19 protein-coding genes and 4 pseudogenes are annotated in these 25,852 nt (G+C 35.3%); 20 read left to right on the forward strand and 3 right to left on the reverse strand.

Annotation, left to right across the window (positions count from 1 at the left end; translation table 11 throughout):
* Positions 1-13: 13 nt before the first annotated feature.
* Positions 14-1,411 (reverse strand): amino acid permease, encoded by a 1,398-nt coding sequence (locus B5P40_RS04780; RefSeq protein ID WP_002010500.1) that lies wholly within the window; start codon positions 1,409-1,411, stop codon positions 14-16.
* 438 nt (positions 1,412-1,849) lie between these two features.
* Here B5P40_RS04780 and treR point away from each other — a divergent pair, with 438 nt between their 5' ends.
* The 3 genes from treR (at position 1,850) to treC (ending at position 5,803) form a co-directional block, all read left to right on the forward strand.
* The gene (gene treR / locus B5P40_RS04785; protein ID WP_002010502.1) at positions 1,850-2,560 is read left to right on the forward strand and encodes a trehalose operon repressor; all 711 of its coding nucleotides are present in this window, start codon (positions 1,850-1,852) and stop codon (positions 2,558-2,560) included.
* Between the two features lie 140 nt (positions 2,561-2,700).
* Entirely contained in the window at positions 2,701-4,128 is a 1,428-nt protein-coding gene (gene treP, locus B5P40_RS04790) for a PTS system trehalose-specific EIIBC component (RefSeq protein WP_002188283.1), read from the forward strand.
* Positions 4,129-4,141: 13 nt separating this feature from the next.
* Entirely contained in the window at positions 4,142-5,803 is a 1,662-nt protein-coding gene (gene treC, locus B5P40_RS04795) for an alpha,alpha-phosphotrehalase (protein WP_002188285.1), read from the forward strand.
* A gap of 30 nt (positions 5,804-5,833) precedes the next feature.
* Here the strand turns inward: treC and B5P40_RS33990 are convergent.
* Both B5P40_RS33990 and B5P40_RS04805 read right to left on the reverse strand, forming a co-directional pair.
* A pseudogene (locus B5P40_RS33990) lies at positions 5,834-5,962 on the reverse strand (Ger(x)C family spore germination C-terminal domain-containing protein); the annotation flags it as partial.
* A pseudogene (locus tag B5P40_RS04805) lies at positions 5,962-6,141 on the reverse strand (spore germination protein); the annotation flags it as partial. The pseudogenes B5P40_RS33990 and B5P40_RS04805, both read right to left, overlap by 1 nt.
* A 393-nt stretch (positions 6,142-6,534) precedes the next feature.
* Here B5P40_RS04805 and B5P40_RS04810 point away from each other — a divergent pair.
* The 17 genes and pseudogenes from B5P40_RS04810 (at position 6,535) to B5P40_RS04890 (ending at position 25,852) form a co-directional block, all read left to right on the forward strand.
* On the forward strand, positions 6,535-8,367 hold the full coding sequence (locus B5P40_RS04810; protein WP_002125196.1) for a GAF domain-containing sensor histidine kinase: 1,833 nt from the start codon (positions 6,535-6,537) through the stop codon (positions 8,365-8,367).
* Position 8,368: 1 nt separating this feature from the next.
* Positions 8,369-9,010 carry a response regulator gene (locus B5P40_RS04815; RefSeq protein WP_002188290.1) on the forward strand — a complete coding sequence of 214 codons (642 nt, stop codon included), beginning with the start codon at positions 8,369-8,371 and terminating at the stop codon, positions 9,008-9,010.
* Between the two features lie 370 nt (positions 9,011-9,380).
* Positions 9,381-13,622 carry a S8 family serine peptidase gene (locus B5P40_RS04820; protein ID WP_113708927.1) on the forward strand — a complete coding sequence of 1,414 codons (4,242 nt, stop codon included), beginning with the start codon at positions 9,381-9,383 and terminating at the stop codon, positions 13,620-13,622.
* Positions 13,623-13,880: 258 nt separating this feature from the next.
* A complete protein-coding gene (locus B5P40_RS04825) occupies positions 13,881-14,480 on the forward strand; it encodes a TasA family protein (protein WP_113708928.1) in 600 nt (199 codons plus the stop codon).
* A 200-nt stretch (positions 14,481-14,680) separates the two neighbouring features.
* Positions 14,681-15,367 (forward strand): CPBP family intramembrane glutamic endopeptidase, encoded by a 687-nt coding sequence (locus B5P40_RS04830; protein ID WP_016126548.1) that lies wholly within the window; start codon positions 14,681-14,683, stop codon positions 15,365-15,367.
* Positions 15,368-15,390: 23 nt separating this feature from the next.
* Entirely contained in the window at positions 15,391-16,362 is a 972-nt protein-coding gene (locus tag B5P40_RS04835; RefSeq protein WP_113708929.1) for a phosphotransferase enzyme family protein, read from the forward strand.
* A gap of 159 nt (positions 16,363-16,521) precedes the next feature.
* Positions 16,522-17,982 carry an alanine/glycine:cation symporter family protein gene (locus tag B5P40_RS04840; protein WP_002010512.1) on the forward strand — a complete coding sequence of 487 codons (1,461 nt, stop codon included), beginning with the start codon at positions 16,522-16,524 and terminating at the stop codon, positions 17,980-17,982.
* A gap of 10 nt (positions 17,983-17,992) precedes the next feature.
* Positions 17,993-18,847 carry an amino acid ABC transporter ATP-binding protein gene (locus B5P40_RS04845; RefSeq protein ID WP_307837906.1) on the forward strand — a complete coding sequence of 285 codons (855 nt, stop codon included), beginning with the start codon at positions 17,993-17,995 and terminating at the stop codon, positions 18,845-18,847.
* 12 nt (positions 18,848-18,859) lie between these two features.
* Entirely contained in the window at positions 18,860-19,690 is an 831-nt protein-coding gene (gene glnH, locus B5P40_RS04850; protein ID WP_113708930.1) for a glutamine ABC transporter substrate-binding protein GlnH, read from the forward strand.
* Between the two features lie 87 nt (positions 19,691-19,777).
* Positions 19,778-20,434 (forward strand): amino acid ABC transporter permease, encoded by a 657-nt coding sequence (locus B5P40_RS04855; protein ID WP_061673994.1) that lies wholly within the window; start codon positions 19,778-19,780, stop codon positions 20,432-20,434.
* Entirely contained in the window at positions 20,435-21,079 is a 645-nt protein-coding gene (locus B5P40_RS04860) for an amino acid ABC transporter permease (protein WP_002029756.1), read from the forward strand.
* Between the two features lie 204 nt (positions 21,080-21,283).
* A complete protein-coding gene (locus B5P40_RS04865) occupies positions 21,284-22,711 on the forward strand; it encodes an amino acid permease (protein ID WP_002125217.1) in 1,428 nt (475 codons plus the stop codon).
* The gene (locus B5P40_RS04870; RefSeq protein WP_000778855.1) at positions 22,686-23,063 is read left to right on the forward strand and encodes an OsmC family protein; all 378 of its coding nucleotides are present in this window, start codon (positions 22,686-22,688) and stop codon (positions 23,061-23,063) included. The genes B5P40_RS04865 and B5P40_RS04870 overlap by 26 nt, the downstream gene beginning before the upstream one ends.
* Before the next feature lie 62 nt (positions 23,064-23,125).
* Positions 23,126-23,374 (forward strand): annotated as a pseudogene (locus B5P40_RS04875) (HIT family protein); the annotation flags it as partial.
* A gap of 153 nt (positions 23,375-23,527) precedes the next feature.
* Positions 23,528-23,713 (forward strand): annotated as a pseudogene (locus B5P40_RS04880) (HIT family protein); the annotation flags it as partial.
* A 179-nt stretch (positions 23,714-23,892) separates the two neighbouring features.
* A complete protein-coding gene (locus B5P40_RS04885; RefSeq protein ID WP_002029825.1) occupies positions 23,893-24,450 on the forward strand; it encodes an RNA polymerase sigma factor in 558 nt (185 codons plus the stop codon).
* On the forward strand, positions 24,416-25,852 hold the full coding sequence (locus B5P40_RS04890; protein ID WP_113708931.1) for a DUF4367 domain-containing protein: 1,437 nt from the start codon (positions 24,416-24,418) through the stop codon (positions 25,850-25,852). The genes B5P40_RS04885 and B5P40_RS04890 overlap by 35 nt, the downstream gene beginning before the upstream one ends.

Raw genomic sequence — 25,852 nt, forward strand, 5'->3', positions numbered from 1 at the left:
AAGCTTCTCTTTTTTATTGTTTTTTTTGTGAATCTTTCATTAAAACTGGATAAAGAATAAGACCTAATACAAACAAACCAATGCCTAAGAAGAATGTTTTTAAATCAGCAGTTCCCGTTTTAATAACCCATATGGAATATAAAAATGCTAATGCAGTAATGATTCCATCTTTTATTCGAGATCCCGGCATTATATCATACGTTTCCCCCGTAATAACTAATTTTAACTGATACAAGGTAGAAACAAGGTACGGGATTAAATATGCTAATGTCGCTACAACAATAGCGAAATTATATGCTTCTGAAACAGTACCAGAAATCGTTGAGAATAAGAAAATTTGCGTCATCACATTTGTAATAAATAATGATTTTGAAGGACTACCTTTTTTATTTGTTTTACTGAAAAACTTAGGGAAAAGTCCATTTTTAGCAGCCTGGTAAGGTACTTCTGAGCTAACAACGATCCATCCTACAGTAGAGCCGAATAAAGATACGAGTGCAAGTAAGGCCATTATATAAGCACCTTTAGTACCAATTGCTAAATTTAATGCATCTACTAATGGTTTTTGAGACTCTTTTAAAGCGTCTTGTGGAAGAGCGCCCATTGTTAGTAGAGTAATTGCCATGTAAATAAGAAGAGCGATGATTAATCCGAAAATCGTAGCTTTCTTAACATCGTGCTGAGATTTTGCACGGTTAGAGAGCATAACTGCTGACTCAATACCGATAAACGCCCAAAGTGTTGCAATAGCAGCGGAATTTATTTGTCCACCCAACGAAATAGGTTGTCCGGCTTCATTCATAAATGTTTGACCGTCCCCGAAATTAGAGGCATTGAAAATGAATAATGTGATTACAATAAACATTGTAAATCCGATGATTTTTGCGATTGTTGCAAGAAGGTTCATATTTCCGGCTCTATCAATATTTTGAGAAAGAATATATTGAATTCCCCATAGCATCATACTACATACTATGAAGGTTAAAGCTTTTCCAAGTTCTAATGAAAATCCGTTTGTTGAAAAGAGAATTTGCTTACTTTGTAAAACTGGGAAGAATGTTGATAAATATCCTGCAAAGGAAATAATTACAGATGCTGTAGCAGCCCAGTTAGCAGCCCAGTATCCCCAAGCCATACTATATCCTGCAACTTTACCTGTCTTTTGAGAAGTAAACATTGCTTGGGCGTAACTTTGTGGTCCTGCTTTTAATTCTGGTTTACGAATTGCTAAATTTCCAAATACGAGTGCAATCATAAATACACCAAGTCCTGTAATACTCCATGCCAGTGTAGATCCCATTGGACCTGATACGTGTGCTAAATTTGCTGGGAGCATAAATACGCCACCGCCAACCATATTCCCGATAACAAAAGCTGTTAAAATCCATAATCCCCATTTTTTCGTTTCCATTTTTGTTAACTCCTTTGTAGTAAGTTTTGCTTAAACATCATTTTTTACTAGCATTTTTGGCAATAAAAAAAGAGCCATGTAGATAAAAAATACCTACATGGCTCTTTGCCAAAGCGTAGGTACAACGGGAATAACCCTTGTACCTACGCGTAATTTTTCCGCTAGGTTTCAAGGGTTAAGTATGATGATGATGTTTTTGTGCAAATGTAACTACAGTTGTATAAGTAAGCATAGTTCTTTGCTCCCTTTCTCCTCTGATTTTGAAGTTAGTATACTACATGTTTTTTTGAATGAAAAGAAAAATTTATAAAAATACGTTTTAGAGACTAAATATTTACCTATAGTTTTCTTGTACTGGAAAATAAGTGAGAGATTGGCAGAAGAGTATAGCGTGGTATAATATATATAGAACTAGAAGGTGACAAGGGGCTATTGTAGATGATGAGTAAGTATGAACAAATTTATACAGAAATCAGCAAGTCTATTGATAATAAACAATTAAAAGAAGGATGTAAAATCCCATCAGAAACGGAATTAATGAAGCAGTATGAGGCAAGTAGGGGTACTGTAAGAAAAGCTGTAGATTTATTGCAAGAGCGTGGATATGTTCAAAAAATACACGGAAAAGGTGTTTTTGTATTAAAGCGCAAAAACATTGAATTTAACTTTGGTGGTATTGTAAGTTTTCAAGAAGAAAATGAACGTTTAGGACGTCATTGTATTACAGAAGTCGTGGAAATAGAGAAAATGAAAGCGACACAAGATGTAGCAAAGTTATTAAACGTGAAAGAAAAAACGGAAATAAATCATATTAAACGTGTACGAAATATTGATGGAGAAAAAGTAATTTTAGATATAAACCATTTTGTATCGGAATATATTCCAGGATTAACGAGAGAAATTGCAACTGCATCGATTTATAAATACATTGAGAAAGAATTAGGGCTACATATTAGCTATTCACAGCGGGTAATTGAAGTGCAACCATGTACAGAGGATGACCGAAAGTATTTGGATTTAAATGGAACAGACTATGTTGTCGTTGTAAAAAACTTTACTCATTTATACGATGGGAGTCAGTTCGAATATACGGAATCACGTCACCGTTTAGATATTTTTCACTTTTCGGATGTGGCGCGAAGAAAATAAAGAGATGGAGCGAAATAATCGTTCCATCTCTTTATTTATAAAAAATCACCAACTTATATATATGAGTGTTGACTAACTTATATATACGAGTTAATATGTAAGTGTAAACGGTATCAAAAAAAGAAAAGAGGGACGGGAATATGGGGAAAGACTATCGTAAAACAGCAAAAGAAGTGTTGCAGTATATTGGTGGGAAAGACAATATTGAACAAGCTGCGCACTGTGTAACGAGGCTACGTATCGCTTTAAAAGATGAAAATAAAATAGATAATGATAAATTACAGTCTGTTTCATTAGTAAAGGGAGCGTTTCATAACGCTGGGGTATTTCAAATTGTAATTGGTCCAGGTGATGTCGATCGAGTGTACGCTGAATTGATAACGCTTGCAGGTATGAAAGAATCGACAGTAGCTGACGTAAAAGGTTCAGGGGATAAAAAATTAAATCCAGTTCAAAAGTTTGTAAAAGTATTTTCAGATGTATTTATGCCGATTTTGCCAGCAATTATTACGGCAGGTTTACTAATGGGGATTAATAACCTGTTAGGGGCAAAGGACTTATTTTTTGATGGGAAAAATTTATTAGAAGTATATCCGAACTTAGGTGGGCTTTGGGATTTAATTAATATGATGGCCAATACAGCATTCGTATTCTTACCGGCACTTGTTGGTTGGTCAGCAACGAAGCGCTTTGGTGGTAGTCCAATACTAGGGATTGTTATGGGATTAATGCTTGTGCATCCGGCCTTATTAAACGCGTGGGATTATGGAAAAGCAGCGACTGGTTTAGAGGGACAAAAGATTGAGTACTTCGATATTTTAGGGCTATTCCAAATTGAAAAGGTAGGGTATCAAGGTCAAATTTTACCCATTTTAGTAGCAGCATTCGTATTAAGTAAAGTTGAAATCTTCTTAAAGAAACATGTGCCAAACGCAATTCAATTATTAGTTGTACCAATTACAACAATCGTTGTAACGGGTGTGTTAGCGTTAGGAATTATCGGTCCAGTTACACGTCATATTGGCGATTTATTAACGGCTGGATTAGTTGGCGTATATGAAACGGTACCAGTACTTGGAGCAGTATTATTTGGAGCATTATATGCACCGCTCGTAATTACAGGAATGCATCATATGTTTATTGCAATTGATTTACAGCTAATTGCACAGCACGGCGGTACATTTATTTGGCCGATGATTGCTCTTTCTAACATTGCACAAGGTAGTGCGGCACTAGCGATGTTCTGGATTTCTAAAAATCAAAATGATAAAAGTATGGCATCAACATCAGCAATCTCAGCGTACTTCGGTATTACAGAGCCAGCGATGTTCGGTGTGAATTTAAGAAATAAATTCCCGTTCTATGCAGCGATTATTGGGTCTGCTATAGCAGCGATATTTATTACATTAAATGGTGTATTAGCACCAGCAATCGGAATTGGCGGATTGCCAGCATTTATTTCTATCATTCCGAAATCGATTCCAATGTTTATTGTAGGGATGATAATCGCAGTAGTAATTCCATTTACATTAACATGGTTATTTGCGAAACGAGTAAAACAGAAGTAGGAGGAAATTAAGCATGAAAGATTGGCATAAAAGTGTAGTCTATCAAATTTATCCGAAGAGCTTTAACAGTTACTATAATAAAGAAACCGGTGATATAAAGGGAGTTACAGAGAAATTAGATTATTTAAAGGAACTTGGAGTGGATTATATTTGGTTAACACCGATATACCGATCACCACAAAATGACAATGGATACGATGTAAGTGATTATTACAGCATTGATCCATCTTACGGGACGATGGAAGAGTTTGAAGAGCTTTTAAAAGAAGCGAAAGTACGTGACATTGAAATCATGCTTGATATCGTTGTAAATCATAGTTCAACGGAGCATAAGTGGTTTAAAGAAGCAAAAGAAGATAAGAATAGTCCGTATCGAAATTATTATATTTGGCGTGATGAAAAGAATAATTGGCAGTCTAAATTTGGAGGATCTGCTTGGAAATATGATGAGAAAACAGGGCAATATTTTTTACATCTATTTGATGAGACGCAAGCTGATTTAAACTGGGAAAATGAAAAGCTTCGTGAAGAAGTGTACGATATGATGCGCTTTTGGTTGGAGAAAGGTGTAAAAGGATTCCGCCTTGATGTTATTAACTTAATTTCAAAAGATCAAAGATTTTTAAGTGATGAAGGCACCACGGCTACAAGTGATGGGCGTAAATATTACACAGATGGTCCACGCGTCCATGAATATTTACAAGAGATGAGCCAAAATGTTTTTGAAGGGAAAGATGTAATTACAGTTGGAGAAATGTCATCTACGACAATTGATAATTGTATTAAATATTCGAATCCTGAGCGCAATGAACTAAGCATGACGTTTAGTTTCCATCATTTAAAAGTAGATTATCCGAATGGTGATAAGTGGACGAAAGCTGATTTTGATTTCATTAAATTAAAAGAAATTATGTCTAATTGGCAAATTGAAATGCAAAAGGGCGGAGGATGGAATGCGTTATTCTGGTGTAATCATGACCAGCCTCGTATCGTTTCACGGTTTGGTGATGATGAGAAGTACCGGAATGAATCTGCGAAAATGTTAGCGACAGCTATGCATATGTTGCAAGGAACGCCTTACATTTACCAAGGTGAAGAAATCGGTATGACGAATCCTAAATTCGAGTCCATCGAGCAATATCGTGATGTAGAATCGTTAAATATATATGATATAAAGCTAGAAGAAGGATTATCAAAAAAAGAGATTATCGGGATTTTAAAACAAAAATCTCGTGACAATTCCCGTACTCCGATGCAGTGGAATGAAGAGGTGAATAGTGGTTTTACAACAAGTACACCTTGGATTTCTGTGGCTGAAAACTTTAAAGAAATAAACGTAGAGAAGGCATTAGAAGATAGAGAATCTGTATTTTATCATTATAAAAAGCTAATTGAACTTAGAAAAAAATACGATGTCCTTACAGAAGGGAAATATGCTATTTTAGATGGAAATCATCCTAGCATTTGGGCGTATACACGTACTGTAAATAATGAAGTATTACTTGTTATAAATAACTTCTATGGAGAAGAAATAACGTATTCTGTACCAGTTCATGTTCAATTAGATGGTATGAAACAAGAAGTATTATTATCAAATTACAAAGATTCAAGTAAAGATATTACCAATCTTAACTTAAGACCGTATGAGTCAATTGTATATCGTTATATGAAATAAAAGGTTGGATGCCGGCGGGCGTCCAACCTTTTATTTTAAGACGCCACTATATAAAATCTTTACTTCTACTTCCGGTTTAAATTTTACCTTTGCATAATCTTTATTCCAATTCTTTTTCTTCCATAACTCTGGATGATAAGCGATAAGATTTCTACCTATAAAGATTCGATATATAAGATTGTTCCTTTTCCATTTTGGAAAGGGACATCTAATTTTTTTATATCATCTGAATGACAGAGCTTATTTTCAATGTAATTAATATTTTCCGGAAGTGATGGAAACATATGCTTTTTTTTATTATCTTGTTGTGAATTTTTCTGTTCGGCCATAATTTCCATCTCCTTTACATTGAAATTGTTTCTGTTAATTTTTGTTGTTTGTGAGAAAATTATGCTTGGACTATTTGAAAAAAGTAGCTTGAAGGTTACGTTACGTCATCTTTTATACTAAAGAAAATAGGATATAGGGGATGGAAAGAAAGCGTATATTAGATTAGCGATATTAATATATATCTTTTGTACTATAGAGGATAAGCCTAGCGGTATGCATAATTACATCGTTTGATGAATAGGAAATTTATGAGAATCGATTTATACTAATATTGTGTCTTGCCTTTTTAGGTGTAGTACACAGCCGGTGATTGGCTAGTGGAGGTTTTTCCATTTTGCCAGTGCCGGTTTTTTGTTGGATAATAGAGAAAATGAAGTTTTATAAAGAAAGAAGGGGTTGTTTTGAAGGATGTAAATTCTATCTTTATGAGAGAAAAGATTGCTAGTTCTTATCTTTATTTTATTTCTTTTCTTGGCTTGATTACTATAACCATATCTTTACTTGATATTAAAATCCCTTCTTATCCAACGATATTAATATTGTTATTAATATTTATGGGGATTGCAGAGTATTTTCCTGTACGATTTTGGAGAGGAACTAGCTCGCTTACCTTTCCGATAATTTACGCTATGAGTTGGCAGTTTGGAATCCATATGACTATTATTGCTATTGTACTCGTAACGCTAATTATTCACCTGCATCGTCGTTCACCGATACAAAGAATGTTATTTAATAGTACTCAGCATGCGCTTAGTTTGATCTTGGCCGAATGGTTTTCAAATAAATGTATGTCTTTATTAATTAACAAGATAGATATGTCAGTTCTATATGAAAATTTAATATCTTTGTTGTTATTTTGCGTGTTTTTTGGCTTCTTCAACAACCGCTTTTACGATTTGTTAATGATAATTCTTCCGCAGCCATATTCAATCTATCAGTGGTATAAAAAAACTGTAACGGTATTTCTTTGCGAAACTTTTGGTTTCTCTTATGCGGCCCTGATGCATGTATTAATTAGTACATATAGTGTGGAAATAAACGAGATTACAGTACTGTTTTTCTTTTTTCCACTTGTAGCAATTTCAGTTATTAGTTCTTTTTCTGTACGGATAAGGATGGAGAAGGAACGATTATATGAGCTGTTTCTTATTACGACAGAAATTAGTCGTGGACTAACCGGAGGAAACTTGAAACATATTAAACAAGCGCTTAAAGGCTTTTTTGGCATACAAGCATATGTAATATGGACAAAAGATGATGGGAACTGGAATCTTCTATTAAAAGATGGGAAAGTTCGTCTGGATATTTCTGATCATTCAGAAATATCCAAGGCGTTTGAGGGAATCTCTAAAAATCTTGTGTTTCATGATTGGAAAACTGGTACGGCTCCTGGAGATGAAATATTTGATAGCGTCATACGCTCGCTTGTATATTTTCCTCTTATTGTAAATGATGAACTAGTCGGAATGTTTGTTGCAGGGAAAAGTAGAACTGCGGGTTTTTTTCCGGAAGATGTACAGTCGTTAGCTACGTTTTCTAACCAATTAGCTAACGTAGTTAAAACAAGAATATTGATTTCTGAACAGGAAAAAAGAATGATTTTAGAAGAAAGAAATAGAATCGCACGCGAAATTCACGATGGTATTGCACAAACATTGGCCGGGGTGATATACCAACTAGAATCCGCGCAGAAAAAATACCGTGATAAACCAATAGATATGCAGCAAATAGTAGAGAAAAGTATAAAAGATTTAAGAGGAAGCCTAGGAGAAGTTCGTTATTCTATTTATGCTTTAAAACCATATCCGACACAACAATTAGGGCTTAAGCAGGCGATAGCAAGTAAAATAAAATCTTTAAAACAAGAATATGAACTAGATATTACATATCATGAAAGAGGTCATGCACGTGCACTCAGCTTTTCAAAAGAAAGAGTTATTTTTGATACATTACAAGAGAGTTTGCAAAACATTGTAAAACATGCACAAGCAGAAAAGACTGATGTTTTACTTAGCTATCAAAGTGAGCACGTGCTTTTAAGGGTTAAGGATAATGGAGTCGGCTTTTCACTATTTGAGTCTATGGTTAAAACGAAGAATGAGCCACATTATGGTATATTACATATGAATGAACAAGCTGAACAATTAGGGGCTACTTTACAGATTGATAGTTCTGTAGGGAAAGGGACAGAAATTACACTATTAATTCCAGATTCACAAACAAGGGGTGCGTAAAATGATTAAAATATTAGTAGTGGATGATCATGCTTTTTTACGAGACGCAATTCGGAGCATACTAGAGGATGAATCTGATATGAAAGTGGTTGGAGAAGCTAGCTCTGGGGACGGAGTATTGGGAAAAGTAGAAGAATGCAGACCAGATTGTATTTTGATGGATATTAATCTTCCAGGGAAAAATGGGATTGAAGCCACAGAGTTAGTAAAAAAAAATTATCCAAATTGCCGAGTGCTTGTGTTTACAATGTATGAACATGATGAGTATTTAATGGATGCACTTCAGGCTGGTGCTGATGGTTATTTATTGAAGGATTCATCATCGGAGCAGGTAATAGCAGCAATTCGAATGTTATATCGAGGCGATTCAGTTATTCATCCGCGTATGACTAAAAAATTAATTACATATCATCAGCAAAAAATGAAATTAGAATCAAATGAAAATGAACTGACGGAACGTGAAAAGGAAGTTCTTTTTGAATTAGTAAAAGGACTTAGTAATAAAGAAATTGCTGAAGCTCTATATATTAGTGATAAAACAGTTAAAATTCACATCAATAAAATTTTTAAAAAACTCAATGTGAAAAGTCGTTCACAAGCAGTGATTTATGCTGTTCGAAATCAATTGGTTCCGTTGGATTAAATAAGAGATGCTTAAAAGAACTAGCGTGTTTCTTTATTCTATATTACAAAGAATAAAGGGCAAGGTAGTTCTTTTGTACTATTTGGGCATAGAATCATTAGAAAAAAATTACTCCTTTTGTTCAATATTCAGAAAAATCAAAATGTGAAATAATAAAAATAGAATTATTGCTTAACGCTACTAATAATTCATGTTGTAAATCGTTGTAGTTGGAAACAATTTATGGGGGCTTTTATAGAAAGAAGATTAGTAGTGTTGGAGATTCTCGATTGTTTTAAATAGATTTAAGGTTGATAGAATTGCCAATGCTAAATAGGAGATCAGAGGATTTATTTTAGAAAAAATAATTTTAATAATAAGGAGATGCGCTATGAAGAAGGGGAAATTCGGAAAAATACTTATCGGAACGCTAACTGTTGGTATGTTAATGTCTCAAGGAATTCCATATAACGTATTGGCCGAAGAGGTAAATACAACTACTTTAACTGGGATTGATGATGCAAATGCTATATTGAAAGGTCTTACAAAGGAACAACGTAATGCCTTAAAAACGTTAGATACAAAACCAGGTTTTGTTATTTCACCAGGCATCAATACAGCAAGTCCTGATAATGTGAATGTGATTGTAGAGTTTAAGCAAGCACCTAGCAAAATCGAGATGTTAAAACAGGCAGCTAAGGGGAAAAAAATAGCCCTTTCAACTGCGGAACAAAAGGTAGAAGCATCTCATAAAGAATTTAAATCAGAGTTTGAGCAGCTTCAAAAGAATAAAGATAAAGGGACGAATTTTAAATCTGCCAAAATAACAAGAGAATATAAGAATGCTTTTAATGGTGTAGCGATTTCGTTACCTGCGAATATGATTGAAGACTTAGTTCGCACTGGTATTGTTAAGCGCGTATGGGAAGATAGTGAGGTCAAAATTGATTTACCGAAAGAAACAGCTAAGACGGCTGCCGAACCCAAAATGGCAGATAGTGTACCACAAATTGGTGTGGACAAGCTGCATGATGAAAAAATAACAGGAAAAGGAATTAAGGTAGGTGTACTGGACACAGGTATTGATTATAACCACCCTGATTTAAAAGATGCTTATAAAGGGTATCGTGCAAAGCAAGGTGAAGATGCAAGCAAAATAGATCCGAACTCAATAAAAGGATGGGATTTTGTTAATAATGATGCTGATCCAATGGAGACAACGTATAAGGATTGGCAAAATTCTGGAGGATATCCTGAAATTTATGATGGAAGTGCATACTATACATCCCACGGTACTCATGTAGCTGGGACAATTGCTGCAGACAAAAAGAATAGTGTGGATTATGCAGTTATGGGAGTCGCTCCGGATGTAGATTTATATTCATATCGTGTATTAGGTCCATATGGAAGTGGACAAACAAGCGGTATTCTTGCTGCGATTGATAAAGCAGTGAAAGACGATATGGACGTTATCAATTTATCATTAGGTGCGTCTATTAATGATCCTTTATATCCTACTTCTATTGCAGTAAACAATGCGATGTTAGCTGGTGTTGTTACAGTAGTAGCGGCAGGTAATAGTGGTCCAGAAGAAGGTACCCTTGGATCACCTAGTGCAGCAGCACTTCCAATTACAGTTGGAGCAAGTGACGCTGCGATGACTATCCCGACATTTTCCGCCGATGCAGCTGATTTACATGTGGATAAAATGATGCTACTTGGAAAAAGCTTTACTGATAAGATTGAAGATTTGAAAGGTCAATCATTATCTGTTGTATATACAGGTCTTGGGAAAATAGATGATTTTAAAGGGAAAGATGTACAAGGAAAGTTAGCGCTCATCCAGCGCGGTGAGATTACATTCGATGAAAAAATTAAAAATGCTAAGGAAGCAGGTGCAAAGGCGGTAATTGTATATAACAATGTAGATGGTGAAATTACAAGTTACCTTGGGGAAAGTACTTCATCTATTCCATCGTTCCGCTTAACAAAGGCAGATGGTGAGAAATTGCAAGCAAAAGCTGTCCAAGGAGATGTCTCTTTAACATTTGGAGAACTGAGTAACACAAAAACAGAAGGAGATCACTTAGCTGATTTCAGCTCTCGCGGTCCTGCAAGTAAAACAGATGATATTAAGCCGGATATTGTAGCGCCAGGTGTTTCTATTTTCTCAACTGTTCCTGAATATATTAATGATCCAAAGGATGGAGAAAATTATCCGGTAGCGTATGGACGTATGTCAGGTACATCTATGGCAACTCCTCATACAGCGGGGGTGGCGGCACTCATTTTACAAGAACATCCAAACTATAGTCCGTTTGAAGTAAAAGAAGCGCTTATGAATACTGCAGTTGACTTAAAAGAGGCACGCTCTGTATTTGAGGTAGGATCAGGCCGAATTGATGCGTATCGTGCAGTTCATGCAGATACAGCTATCGAGGTTATCGATAAAACATCAAACGTTGTAAATGATGAAGAAGTAGAAATTGAAGAAAAAACAGGGTCTATTGCATTCGGGTATAAAAACCAATTGGGAAATGGACCTATTAAAGATAGTCGAAAAGTCTTAATTAAGAACAGCAATAAAACAGACGAGAAAGAGTTTAAATTAGAAGTAGAGTTTTCACCAACAAGTGTAGGTGTGCAAGATGCAGCGAAGAATGGTGTGAAGCTGAACGTACAAGATTCTATTAAAGTAGCTCCTAGTACATCAGGGGAAATTAGCCCTGGAATTATCATTCCAGAAAACGCTGAATTTGGTAGATATGAGGGATATATTCATATTTCAAATAAAAAAAATGAAAAAGAAGTATATCAAGTGCCATTTGCAGTTAAATTCACAGAAAAAGGGATTGAGTCTGTAGATTTGCTGAGAGACGCAATGGCAACAGATGCATCAAAATTCCATCCATTTATGGAAAGACCAAGTTCGCCGTTGGCATTTAAATTGAATAGCCCTCTTGAAACTATTGATGCGGTTGTGAAGGATCGAAAAACAGGAAAGGCATTAGGAATCGTTGGTACACTGAATGCAAGCAGTCTAACACCGAATGTTGAATATATGATGTTTTCTGGTATGGGAGGATATGTATTTCCGTTCACAGGAGATCCTGCCCATCCAATTGGGGATAAACCTGTTATGTTGCCTGATGGAGATTACGAATTGAACTTCGTTGGATATGATAAAGAAGGGAAATCTTATACAAAAGGCGATAGCATTATCATTGATAATGTCATACCTGAAATGAAATTTACGGATGTACAACCTGGTATTCATGAAGTAAATGATTCTATGTTCAAAGAAGAAGATGGCCAGCGGGCATTATGGGTGCATGGTAATGTTTATGATTCTACAGTGGATGCATTAAAGGCAAAAGGCCTGCAGTATGACCAAAAAGCTAATCAAATTGTATATTATCAGAACTCGGCCTTTCCATCAGGTTGGCTGAATACAATTCAGGCCAATGGTGACTTTAAATTTGGAGTACTTCCAGAAGAAATAAATGAACCGTTAAATTTAAAATTATTTGGATATGACCTCGCAACTGCAGGGAATATGGCAACTGGATATAAAGATTACGTCTTTGTAAAAGAAGGGACAGAATACGCTGTTCCAAGTTATGACAAAGATAAAATAAAATTAGGAGAAAAAATTACGTTAACTTTAAATCTCAATAATGTAAAACAACTTACGGCAGGTACATTTGAAATCCCTTATGATAAGCAGCTATTTAAATTTACAGATGTGAAACCAAATTCAGCGCTTACGGAATATGCAAAACAACATGGATTAAACTTGACATTAGAAGATCCGGCTATAAATACAGAAGGAACTTGGGAAAACAAGGTGAAAGTTGGCGCATCATTGGAAGGAAAAGAATTTAAAGGATTAGATGGAGATACACCATTTTTAGATGTTACATTCGAAATGACGAGCGATGAATATTTTAATAATTTAACTGCATTTGGAGCAGATAAGTTCTCTTATACAAAAGCTGGTGCATCAGAAGGTACTGAGATTCCTGTGTTTAAAGATAAATCTTTTGCTATTGTTTCGAAGCATTCAACAGTTACAGGATATATTGGTCCAGAAGCTTTCTTGAATGAAGAGGGGTATTTAGGTAAGAATGATTACACAAAACTAGGAGCAAAAGTTTACGCAGTTGGCAAGGATGGAAAGAAATATACAGGAACGGTTAATGATAATGGGCAATTTGAAATTCATAGTGTTCCTGTAAGCGATAAAGAATATGATATTTTCGTAGAAATGCCGGGTCATTTAAATAGTAAATTAACTACAAAAATAGGGAAAATGCAAGATGGAGAATTAGTGGGACAAAACTTTAGAGCCGATATGGATGACAACCTTGCAGGTGATGTAAACGGCGATAAAATGGTGGATATTCAAGATGCTAGAATAGCAGCTCTTTCATATGAAAAAGGAAAAGTGGCTGCAAAAGATGGAGATGTCAATCAAGATGGTGTTGTAAATGAAACAGATATTCGTTTTATCGAGAAGAATTTCTTGAAAAAGGGTCGAGATGCTAAAGAAAATCAGAAGCCGAAAGAAAATGTAGGGCCAGTGACGTTAGATAAAATCTTACGTTCTATTGGTTTAGAACCCAAAAAATAAGTGGACAAACTTCTAGAGTAAATAAAGCAATAAGACAATGAATATAAAATTAAATGAGATTGGCTAACAAATAACCGGTAATGATTTACGGTAACATTACCGGTTATTTTAAAAGTAATAGTCGTTTGGGTACATGAAGTAACTAGTTTAAAGTTAGTTCGCTTTCGTTGTGGGACAAGGTAGTTGCTTAATTATTATTGTTTGTGGGCTGGAAATAAGGTTTGTAGTTTAAACTTTAAAAATAGGGGGACTTGTGAAATGAGTATTAAGAAAAAACTTGGTATGGGTGTTGTAACTGCAGCGCTTGGCTTATCTTTAATTAGTGGGGGAACATATGCGTATTTTAGTGATAAGGAAGTATCACAAAACAAGTTTGCAGCCGGTACTTTAGATTTGAGTGTTAATCCTGAAGTTGTTATTAATGTCGACAATATTAAACCGGGCGATGAAATGGAGCGTGGTTTTCAATTAGTAAACAAAGGAACCTTAGCAATAGGAGATGTGAAACTTCTGACAGATTACAGTGTAATCGATGCTAAAGGAGATAATGGAAATGCTGATTTTGGTGATCATATCCGTGTTGATTTCTTGTGGAATTTGGATAAAAATGAGGTTCCAATTTGGTCTACTACATTATCTGAATTAAAGGTAGCTACGCAAAACGGAAGTATTCCTGATCTTGTACAAAAAGGTGTTGTAGACCGAGAAGGAAATGGACTTGCTCCTGGTGATGATGATACTTTCTACGTAATGTTCACATTTGTAGATAACGATGAAGAGCAAAATGTATTTCAAGGAGATTCATTGAATTTAAATTGGACCTTCAACTCAATGCAGACAAAAGGTGAAGAGAAATAAAGATAAATATTATATATGAGAATGAATTGATGAAGAATTGAGGAATAGAATTTTTAATAGTGTAAAGGTTGATTGAGTGAATCAACCTTTTTTTATTTTGTGAGAAAATTATACTTAGATTATTTGAAAAAAAGTAGCTTGAAAGTTACGTTACGTCATCTTTTATACTAAAGAAAATAGGATATAGGGGGATGGTGTAGATGACTTTAAAATGTATGTGGGGATGGAAAGAAATTTTATATTTATTTGTTTTTGTATTTCTGATTGTACCAGTAATGGTTGAATCTCTTTTTTATGATTATGCTTTAAAAATAATAGGGAACTCATTATATGCTGGAGTATTAATGGGACTTATAATGGCAGTGATATTTACATTTTTAGTTTATCTTTTTTGCATAAAAAGATATAAACTGTCGTGGAAAGATATTGGAATTCGGAAGCTTTCATGGAAAGATTTATTGTGGACATTTGTAGCGGTTATTTCTTTGATTGTAGTGAGTGTTGGAGTATTAATGATAATGGAGAAACTGGGGATTTCTTTCGAAAATAGTAAAACGGAGACGATCCAAAATGATAAATCAATATATGCGTTCTGTATCGCGGTAATTGGAGCAGCAGTTATATCACCAATCTATGAAGAAATTTTATATAGAGGTGTTTTTTATACGTTTTTTCGTGATAGATATGGCATATTGGGCGGGGTGATTATAAGTTCAATAATATTTACCGTTGTTCATATTCCAACATATAACACATTACCGGTGAATTTTTTAAGCGGTGTAGTATTCGCGTGGTTATATGAAAAAACAAATTCTATTTTATCGGCTATGATTGCACACGCACTATTTAATTTCATAGCAGTACTTCTTACATTTATGTCGAATTAAGAAGATATATAGGAGGGATACAAATGGAAATAGCGGTAGAACATGTTTTTACGAATGAAATTTTAGCAAGAGCAGCAAAGGCATATCATGTAACGGTGGAAGAAAAGCCACTTGGTGATTTTGAAAATTATATTTTTAAGGCGAAGGGTAAAAATAATGAAGATTACGTATTACGCTTAACCCATTCTTCTCATCGGTCTAAAAAAGAGGTAGAGGCCGAACTAGATTTTTTACGGTATGTTGCAGAGCATGGGGCAAAAGTGGCGGGACCTCGTAATTCAATATCTCAAAACCTTGTAGAAGAAATTGGAGCGGAAGATGGCACTTTCTTTTTCGCGTCTTTATTTACATATGCACAAGGTGAGCAAGTAAAAGGAGAAGAATCGCCTTATTGGGGAGATGCTTACTTTGAAGCGTGGGGAAAAGCGATTGGACAACTACACCGCCTTACAATGGATTATCCTAAAACAGACTACCGTGATACGTGGGAAGAGGATGAAAGTAGCATTGTTAATGGATTAGAAGATGAGAAGGTGAAAGGGATTGCCACTGTATTAATGGATGAAATAAAGGCTCTTCCAATCGAAAGAGAAACGTTTGGCCTTATGCATGGCGATATTCATCCAGGTAATTTTCATTATGATGGAAAAGGGCTAACAATCTTTGATTTTGATGACGCTGCCTATAATTACTTCATTCATGATTTGGCAATGGTTCTTTATTACTCTGTTCTTTTTACACCGTGGACATTGGAGAAAAAGACGGAATTTGCTCGTAAACAGTTACAAGTGTTAAGAAAGGGGTACGAATATGAGCACAGGCTGGCGGATAGTTGGTATGAATCGTTACCGTTATTTTTACGGTTACGTGATATAGGCCTATACGGTACGATTCAAAAGAAATTTAAGGGGAAAGATATGCCAGAGGATTTTCAAAAGTTATCAGATGAGTTGTATGAAAGAATTATAAAGCAAGAGGCAATAGTGAATATATAATACAGAGATAAGGGAACAAAGTATATAAAATAAATATATACTTTGTTTTTTTATACAAAAATATGTTTACTTTATTAAAATAATATTGTTATAGATTCGGTATACACTTATAATTTTATATATATTCTGAATATTCTTTATAAAGAAGGAGGGGGAAAGTTGGAAGCTATCGTAAGTTGGATAAATAATATTGTTTGGAGTCCAGCACTTGTCTATTTATGTTTAGGAGTAGGGTTATATTTTTCCATTCGAACGAGGTTTTTACAAGTAAGACATGTAGGAGAAATGGTGAAACTTACATTTCAAGGGGAAAAATCGGATGCGGGTGTTTCTTCGTTCCAAGCGTTAGCACTTTCGTTATCAGGGCGCGTTGGAACCGGAAATATTGCCGGTGTTGCAACGGCTGTTGCCTTTGGTGGTCCAGGCGCTGTATTTTGGATGTGGGCGGTAGCCTTTCTAGGAGCTGGTTCTGCATATGTAGAATCGACGCTTGCACAAATATATAAGACGAAGCATCAAGGGCAATTCCGCGGTGGTCCTGCTTATTACATTGAAAAAGGACTAGGTGTTAAATGGTACGCATTAGTGTTCGTCGCAGCGACAATTCTTGCAACAGGAATGCTGCTTCCAGGTGTTCAAGCGAATAGTATTGCTGTAAGTCTAGAAACAGCTTTTGGTATTAATACTTCTGTATCAGGGGCGGTATTAGTAGCGGCATTAGCACTTATTATTTTTGGTGGAGTTAAGCGAATTGTTAACGTAGCGCAAGTTGTAGTACCGTTTATGGCACTTGGCTATATTTTAGTAGCTTGTGTAATTGTAGCTATGAATATTGAAAAATTACCAGACGCTTTCATGTTAATTTTAAAAAGTGCATTTGCATTAGAAGCAGCTTTTGGCGGGATTATTGGTTTAGCAATTTCTTGGGGTGTAAAACGTGGTATTTATTCAAACGAAGCAGGGCAAGGAACTGGGGCCCATGCAGCAGCAGCTGCTGAAGTATCGCATCCAGCTAAACAAGGGTTAGTACAAGCATTTTCCGTTTACATTGATACATTATTTGTTTGTTCAGCAACAGCATTTATGATGATTATTACAGGCATGTATAACGTATTTGATGCAAGCGGAAAAAACTTTATCGTCAATAAATTAAATGGTGCACAGCCAGGTCCTGGTTATACACAGGCAGCAGTAGAATCTGTTTTCCCTGGATTTGGAAACGGTTTCGTAGCAATCTCTTTACTATTCTTCGCATTTACAACAATTATGGCTTATTACTACATTGCAGAAACGAATATAGCTTACTTAAATCGTGATAAAGACCGTCCTTGGATGTCTATCGTACTAAAGTTTGTATTCTTAGGAGTTGTATTCTACGGTTGTGTAAAAACAGCAGAAACAGCATGGGCTTTAGGGGATATTGGTGTAGGAATTATGGCATGGGTTAACATTATTGCGATTCTATTATTACAAAAACCGGCATTGATCGCATTAAAGGATTATGAAAAGCAGAAAAAAGAAGGAAAAGATCCAGTGTTCGATCCGCAGAAACTAGGAATTAAAAATGCTGATTTCTGGGAGCATGAATACGGGAAAGACAAGAAAGAAGAAGTATCTTAAGAGAATAGAAATGAAGGAGCAAAGGGAAATCCCTTTGCTCTTTTTTATGGACAAAATGAAGATGAAAGTTATTTTTTTGCCTATTTTTGAATATAAAAAGAATGTACATGCTTTGTTTAGGGGAGGGGGGAGTATGGTGATAGAGTTTCGTAATGTAAATAAATATTATGGTAACTTCCAAGTTTTGAAAAATATTAATGTGCAAGTGAAAAAAGGTGAAGTGGTAGTAGTTGTTGGTCCTTCAGGATCAGGAAAAAGTACATTGCTTCGGTGTATAAATCAGTTAGAGGCGATTACCGATGGAGAATTAATCGTACAAAATACAGACGTACACAATAAAAAAACAGATATGAATGAATTACGCCGAAATATTGGTATGGTCTTCCAGCATTTTTACTTATACCCACATAAAACAGTTCTGCAAAATATTACACTAGCACCAATTAAAGTAAATAAAACTTCAAAAGAAGAAGCAGAAAAAACAGCGATGGTTTATTTAGAGAAAGTAGGAATCCCGGAGAAGGCAGGTGTATATCCTCATCAATTATCCGGAGGTCAACAGCAAAGGGTAGCGATCGCTAGGGGGCTCGCAATGCAGCCGGAAATTATGCTATTTGATGAGCCTACGTCCGCTCTTGATCCAGAGATGATCGGAGAGGTGCTTGATGTTATGAAAGCGCTGGCTAAAGAAGGAATGACGATGGTCGTCGTCACACATGAGATGGGATTTGCACGTGAGGTAGCAGATAGAATTTTATTTATGGATGACGGTCAAATTATCGAAGATACAACACCGGCGCAATTTTTTGCAAGTCCTGAACAAGAAAGAGCTCGTCTATTTTTAAGAAGAGTGTTAAATCATTAAAGGGGGAGTTTTATGCTTAAAATGAAAAAGTTGTTTACGTTAATCGTATTTTCATGTTTATTCGTACTTGTCGTTGCTGGATGCGGAAGTAAAAAAGATGAGACGAAAGAAACGAATACGAAACAAGGCGGGGCTGTTGAGCAAATTAAAAAGCGCGGGAAACTAGTAGTTGGGGTGAAGAATGATACGAACTTATTTGGCTTGAAAAATCCTTCGACAGGACAGGTAGAAGGGTTTGATGTTGATATCGCAAAGGCGCTTGCGAAAAAAATCCTTGGAGATGAAAAGAAATTAGAATTAAAAGAAGTAACGTCTAAAACGCGTATTCCACTACTGAAAAATGGTGATATTGATGCAATTATCGCGACAATGACAATTACGGAAGAACGTAAAAAAGAAGTAGATTTTTCAGATGTATATTTTAAAGCAGGGCAATCGTTACTTGTGAAAAAAGGAAGCGATATTAAAAGTATTGATGATGTGAAACAAGGCGTTAAAGTGTTAGCGGTAAAAGGTTCAACGTCTACAAATAATATTCGTCAAAAATCACCAGAATCGACTGTATTAGAATTTGAAAATTACAGTGAGGCATTTACAGCGTTAAAAGCAGGTAAAGGCGATGTATTAACGACAGATAATGCGATTCTTTACGGAATGGCAAAACAAGATTCTAATTATGAAGTTGTAGGGAAAATTTTCACGGATGAACCGTATGGAATCGCAGTACAAAAAGGTGCAGACGATTTAACGAAAGAGATTAATAGTTTATTAAAAGATATGAAAGCGAATGGAGAATACGATAAATTGTATGAAAAATGGATTGGTCAAAAACAAGAGAAGTAAAATGAAACTTTATTTCTCGTGATAAATAGTAAGAGTGAGAGGATGAGAGTACTCATCCTCTTCTTGTAAAGAAAGAGGGGAGAATATGTGCCTGATTTTTCTATATTAACGAATAACATTGATATGTATTTAGAAGGATTTAAATATACGGTTATGTCTAGTGTAGTTGCGCTAATAGGAAGTTTTGTTTTAGGAATTGTTATGGCAGTGATGCGAATTTCACCTATTCGTATTTTGAATTGGATTGGCTCTGCCTATGTAGAGTTTGTTAGAAATATTCCACTCGTATTAATTGCATTCATTTTCTATTTTGCTTTGCCTGTAATAGGAATTACTTTCAACGGTTTTGTAGCAGGGACAGTTGCGCTTACAGTTTATACAGCGGCTTTTATTGCGGAAGTAATTCGTGCTGGTATTTTATCAGTCGCGAAAGGTCAAATGGAAGCAGCACGTTCTTCAGGATTAACTTATACGCAAGCGATGTATCATGTCGTCTTACCTCAAGCGATGAAAATCGTCATTCCTCCTCTAGGAAATCAATTTCTCAATTTAGTAAAAAACTCTTCAATACTCGGAATTATTGCTGGAACGGATTTAATGTATCAAGGGGACTTAATTTCAACGAAGACGTTCGTTACGTTTGATGTATATATATTTGTCGGGATGTTTTATTTAATATTAACAATACCGCTAAGTATGCTAGTGCGTTATTTAGAAAAACGCTTGGCAAAGGAGGCGGTATAAATGGATTTTAAAGGAGCGATAACAGGTGATCATATCCTCTTTTTATTAAAAGGATTACTCATAACGTTAGAGGTAGCGCTCGTAGCAATTGTACTTAGCTTTATTATTGGTAGTGTAATAGGGATATTGCGCTACATGAAAATACCTGTCGTCTCACAAGTATTAGGAATTATCGTTGAAGTGATTCGAAACTTACCACTACTTTTAATTATATTTTTCACATATTTTGCGCTTCCAGAAGCAGGCTTGAAATTAGAGATTATAACAGCTGTAATTGTTGCTTTAACAATATTTGAAGCAGCAATGATATCTGAAATTGTTCGAAGTGGTCTATTATCGATTGAAAAAGGACAGATTGAGGCCGCAAGATCTTCAGGATTAACGTATGTTCAAGCACTGTGGCATATCATTTTACCACAAGCATTAAGAAGAATGGTCCCGCCGCTTGTCAGTCAGTTTATTTCATTGCTGAAAGATACATCATTAGCAGTTGGTATATCACTGCCAGAGCTTATGCATAATGCTCAAATTATTAGCGGGCAGAATGTAAATTATATGATTCCAACGTTTATAGTAGTAGCTTGTATGTATTTTGTTGTAAACTACGGTTTATCAATTTTATCTAGAAGATTAGAAATACGTTAACTCTTACAAAAAATGTAAGAGTTTTTTCCTTATAAATCCTTTTTTGCCTCAAATTAGTATCTCGAGCTCTTAATAGTTGAATTTTTATATTGTTTTATCAGAAAAGTTTTAATTTTATATAGAAATTGTAATCGCTTTCGTGTATATTTTTATTATCAGAAAATTTTAAAAAGAGATAGGGGTACTTGTAGGGGGAGGATTAAGATGCAGCAAACAACGAATGAGCAATTACATCGTACGATGAAGAGTAGACATTTATTTATGATCGCACTAGGTGGTGTAATCGGAACTGGTTTTTTTCTAGGTTCAGGTTACACCATTAATCAGGCTGGACCAGGGGGAGCCATCCTTTCATATTTAGTGGGCGGATTTATTATGTATTTAACAATGCTTTGTCTTGGAGAGCTAACGGTAGCAATGCCAGTTTCAGGATCTTTCCAAAAGTATGCGACGAAGTTTATTGGACCAGGAACTGGATTTATGATCGGTTGGCTATACTGGATTGGATGGGCAGTAACAGTAGGATTAGAATTAACATCGATCGGTTTAATGATGAAAAGATGGTTTCCGAATGTTGATGTTTGGGTATGGTGTCTCGTATTCGGAGTTATTTTATATGCTTCAAATGCAATATCAGCGAAGAGTTATGCTGAATTAGAGTTTTGGTTCTCTAGTATTAAAGTAGTTACAATTATTGCATTCATTCTACTTGGTGGTAGCGCATTACTAGGATTCTTACCATACGATGGAAAAGAAGCAGCGCCTCTTTTCTCTAACTTTGTAAGTGATGGTGGGCTATTCCCAAATGGACTAGCTGCAGTGCTTCTTACGATGATTACAGTTAACTTTTCCTTCCAAGGAACAGAGTTAATCGGGATTGCAGCAGGAGAGAGTCAGAATCCTGAAAAAACAATTCCACGTGCGATTCGTAATACAGTATGGCGCATTATGTTATTCTTCATTTTAACAATGACAATTTTAGTAGGGTTAATTTCTTGGAAAGAAGCAGGGATAATTGAAAGCCCATTCGTAGTTGTATTTGATAAAATCGGTATTCCATATGCAGCTGATATTATGAACTTCGTTATTATTACAGCTCTTCTATCTGTAGCGAACTCAGGGTTATATGCAGCAACGCGTATACTATGGTCACTTGCAAATGAAGGAATGGCACCAACTTCTTTCAAGAAAGTAAATAAACGTGGTATTCCGATTACAGCGTTAGTCGTAACGATTGCTGTAGCGGCGTTATCTTTATTAACAAGTTTCCTTGCAGAAGATACAGTATATATGTATTTATTATCTATAGCTGGTTTATCGGCTGTTTCAAGTTGGATCATTATTGCTTTATCACAACTTCGCTTTAGAAGTCAGTATTTAAAAGGCGGAGGAAAATTAGAGGACTTAAAGTATAGAACACCACTATACCCGCTTGTTCCAATTTTAGCTTTAATTACAAATAGCATCGTTGTTATTAGTTTAGCGTTTATTCCAGAACAACGAATGGCGTTATATTGTGGTATTCCATTTATCATTTTCTGCTACATATATTATTATATAAATAAGAAACGGCAGAAACCGATGAAAGTGGAGATGGAGACACCAAATGAAACTAACAATCAAACACGATGATATACAGGCGGATTTATCGTATGGTCAATTAGCGATTGGAAAAGAAAACGGATATTCACCGTTACAATTACTCGTGTCTTCTATCGCAGGATGTAGTGCAATTGTCTTCCGAACAATTTTAGAAAAGAAACGTATTACATACGATACGTTTACAATTGAAACTGAAATTGGTAGAAGTGAAGCTTTATCAAAACCAGTTGAAAGTGTTCATTTGCACTATAAAATTAAAGCGCAAAACATTACAGAAGAACAATTAGACAAGGCGCTGCAACTTGCAGTGAAAAATTGCACAATTGTTCAATCTGTAAAGGATAGTATAAAAGTTACAGAAACAATTGAATTAGTAAAGTGAAACATAAAAACGTGAGAATAGGGCGCTCACGTTTTTATGTTTTTGGCAGAGGGGGAAGAATGATGGAATGTTTAGGTTGTAAATTAGCAAATGAAGAAGAAATTATATATAAAGTGTATGAAGATAATTATGTAACTTGTTTTTTAGATCATGCGCCTTTCTATACAGGGCATACTTTAATCGTTCCAAAGCAGCATGTTGTAGAAGTGGACGAATTAGATGATTGTGTAGCAAAAGCGATTATGGATGCTTCTAAGCTTATTTCAAAGGCTATTAAGTTATTATATAAACCAGACGGAGTTACAATTTGCCCCGCATTAACGGGGCAGTAAGATCCCCTACCTCAAAATTCAGTGAAAACAAAGAAGTTAGTTGGGAATCCAACTGCCCGTAAAAGCCCGATTGGTTCAACTAATAATCAGTGGGGATGAACAAAACCCCCACTGATTAAAGTTTCACTTTATCAAAATGGTGGAATCTTTAACGAGTTAACTCATTATCACATGCATGTTGTGCCGAGATATAAAGAGCGTTCGTTTGCTGAGTTTTATACGGTGCAGCCAGGAGAACAGCAGAATCATAACTTTGAAGAGACAAAGAATTTATTAAAAGAAGCAATAGAGAAAATAATACATAGCGAAAAGGCGTAAGAGGGGTTTTCTTAAGGGGACAGTCAGGAAAATTCTAATATTAAAAAGCCCAATTTCTCAGTTAAAATAGAGAAATTGGGCTTTTATTTATTCTATTATTCAATTTTCTCTATTAAAGAATTCTGCAGTGTCACAAAGTATATCGCTCATTCGTTATATAGAATGAGAGGAGGAATTATATGAAAGTTACAAACAAAGATTACGAAAAGATGGAAGAGCTATACGAGTTGTATGAGCAAAAAATTTATTATGTAGCTTATTCTATTTTAAATAATATTCAGCAGGCTGAAGATGCAGTTCAAGAGACGTTTATTACTCTTTATAAAAATTTGAAAAAGCTTCATAGTTTGAACACTGAAGAGCTTAAACGGTATATTTTGAGGATTGCGAAAAACAAAGCGATTGATAGCTACCGGAAAAATAAACGACATGAAACATTTTTAGAAGAATATCAACGAGAATCAACAGACGTAGTAGATGAAAATATTGAAGAGTGGGAAAAACGTCTAATGTCTGAGGTTCAGATTGATACATTGCTAAAAGAGCTAAATGAATCTAACAGACAAGTGTTTAAGTACAAAGTCTTCTATAACTTAACGTATCAAGAAATTTCAAGTGTAATGGGGATAACAGAGGCTAATGTCCGCAAGCAATTTGAGCGCGCTCGAAAACGAGTACAAAGTATTATAGGAGGTATACAAAATGACGAATTCAAAGAACTCCAAAGAAATGTATGACCTTGCTGAAAAAATTGCTTTAGATGATTTTGATAAACTGGATGAACAACATGAATTTTCACATACATATACGCGCAAAAAGAAATTGTTTATGGAGGAAATGAAGCTGAAAGGCGAGCAACCACAGACAAAGCGTAAAAGACATCGTATGTTAATCGCTGCTGCTTGCTTATTGATTGGCATGCCTACAACTGTTTTTGGTGCAGTAAAAGTCTACAATATGATTGTCCAAAAACAAAATTACGAAGTAAATGTTTCGGTAACAAACAAGGGCTCGAAAAAGGCTGATAAGTGGTATAAGTTGAAAATCGATAAATTACCAGAAAATATGGAAGCAATTGATGACTCTGCTATGAAATATTCATTTAAAGATAACGACGCAATGGGTGGATTTTCATTCGCTCTTTGGAGAGTGGGGGGAAATGCGGACTTTCAAACTTTATATTCAAAAAGCTATGAAGAAAAAGAGATAAATGGCAGGAAAGCAGTAATTGTTCATAAAGAAACTGGAAACAACAATGTAATGTTTGATAGGAAGGTCTTTCTCTTTTTTGAGAAAGAAGGGATTATGTTAGAAAGTTTTATTGGATCAGATGTAAATGAAGAACAAATGATGGATGTGTTAGGGAACATTTCACTTGAGCCTACGTCAAAAGAAAAGGCAGCACATATAACAGATTATGATAAAAAGTATTTTAGTGAAGCGGATGAACCTAAAAAAACTAAGGTGATTCCTTTGAAAAAAGATAGTAAACGACTATTTCACATAGGACAAAAGGTTCCAGTAACGATATCTATGGATAACAGCCAAATTGAATATGTGATAGAAAAAGTTGAAGTTTTTGATTCGATTAAAGATTTTAAACAAGAGAACTTTAATGAACTTGGCTTAGGGATATTAAGCAAGAAGAAGGCTTTAGATCAGACGGGAAAATTGCTATCGTACAGACGGGATGTATATAAATTAGGGAATGGTAAAGATTCAATTGATACATTAGTAGATTCGAAATTAGTTAATGTTAAATTTGTCTACCTGACAACAACAGTGAAAAATATAGGTAAACAGGTGACAGAAGAAATCTATATGACTCCATCCATAAAACAGCTTAAATTTGAAGGAAATGCATGGAACTACGCTAAAGAAGAGGGAATGGACGCAACGCGTATTATGACGGGCGAAGTCGATTATTTAGAACCTCATGGAGATGGAAAAAGCTTTTACAATATTGGCAGTATCCGACCTGGCCAAACGATGAAAGTTAACTTGGGTTATTTTGTGGATGAGGATAAACTAGATTCAATTTTCCTTGATGCTTTTCATTACAGAGGGAATGGAAGTACTGAAAATATGAATGCGTCATATCGTTGGTGGATTGATATTCGTCAACAGTCAAAACAATAG

Origin of the sequence: Bacillus sp. SRB_8, assembly GCF_003264205.1 — a bacterium.
Taxonomy (GTDB): Bacteria; Bacillota; Bacilli; order Bacillales; family Bacillaceae_G; genus Bacillus_A; species Bacillus_A mycoides.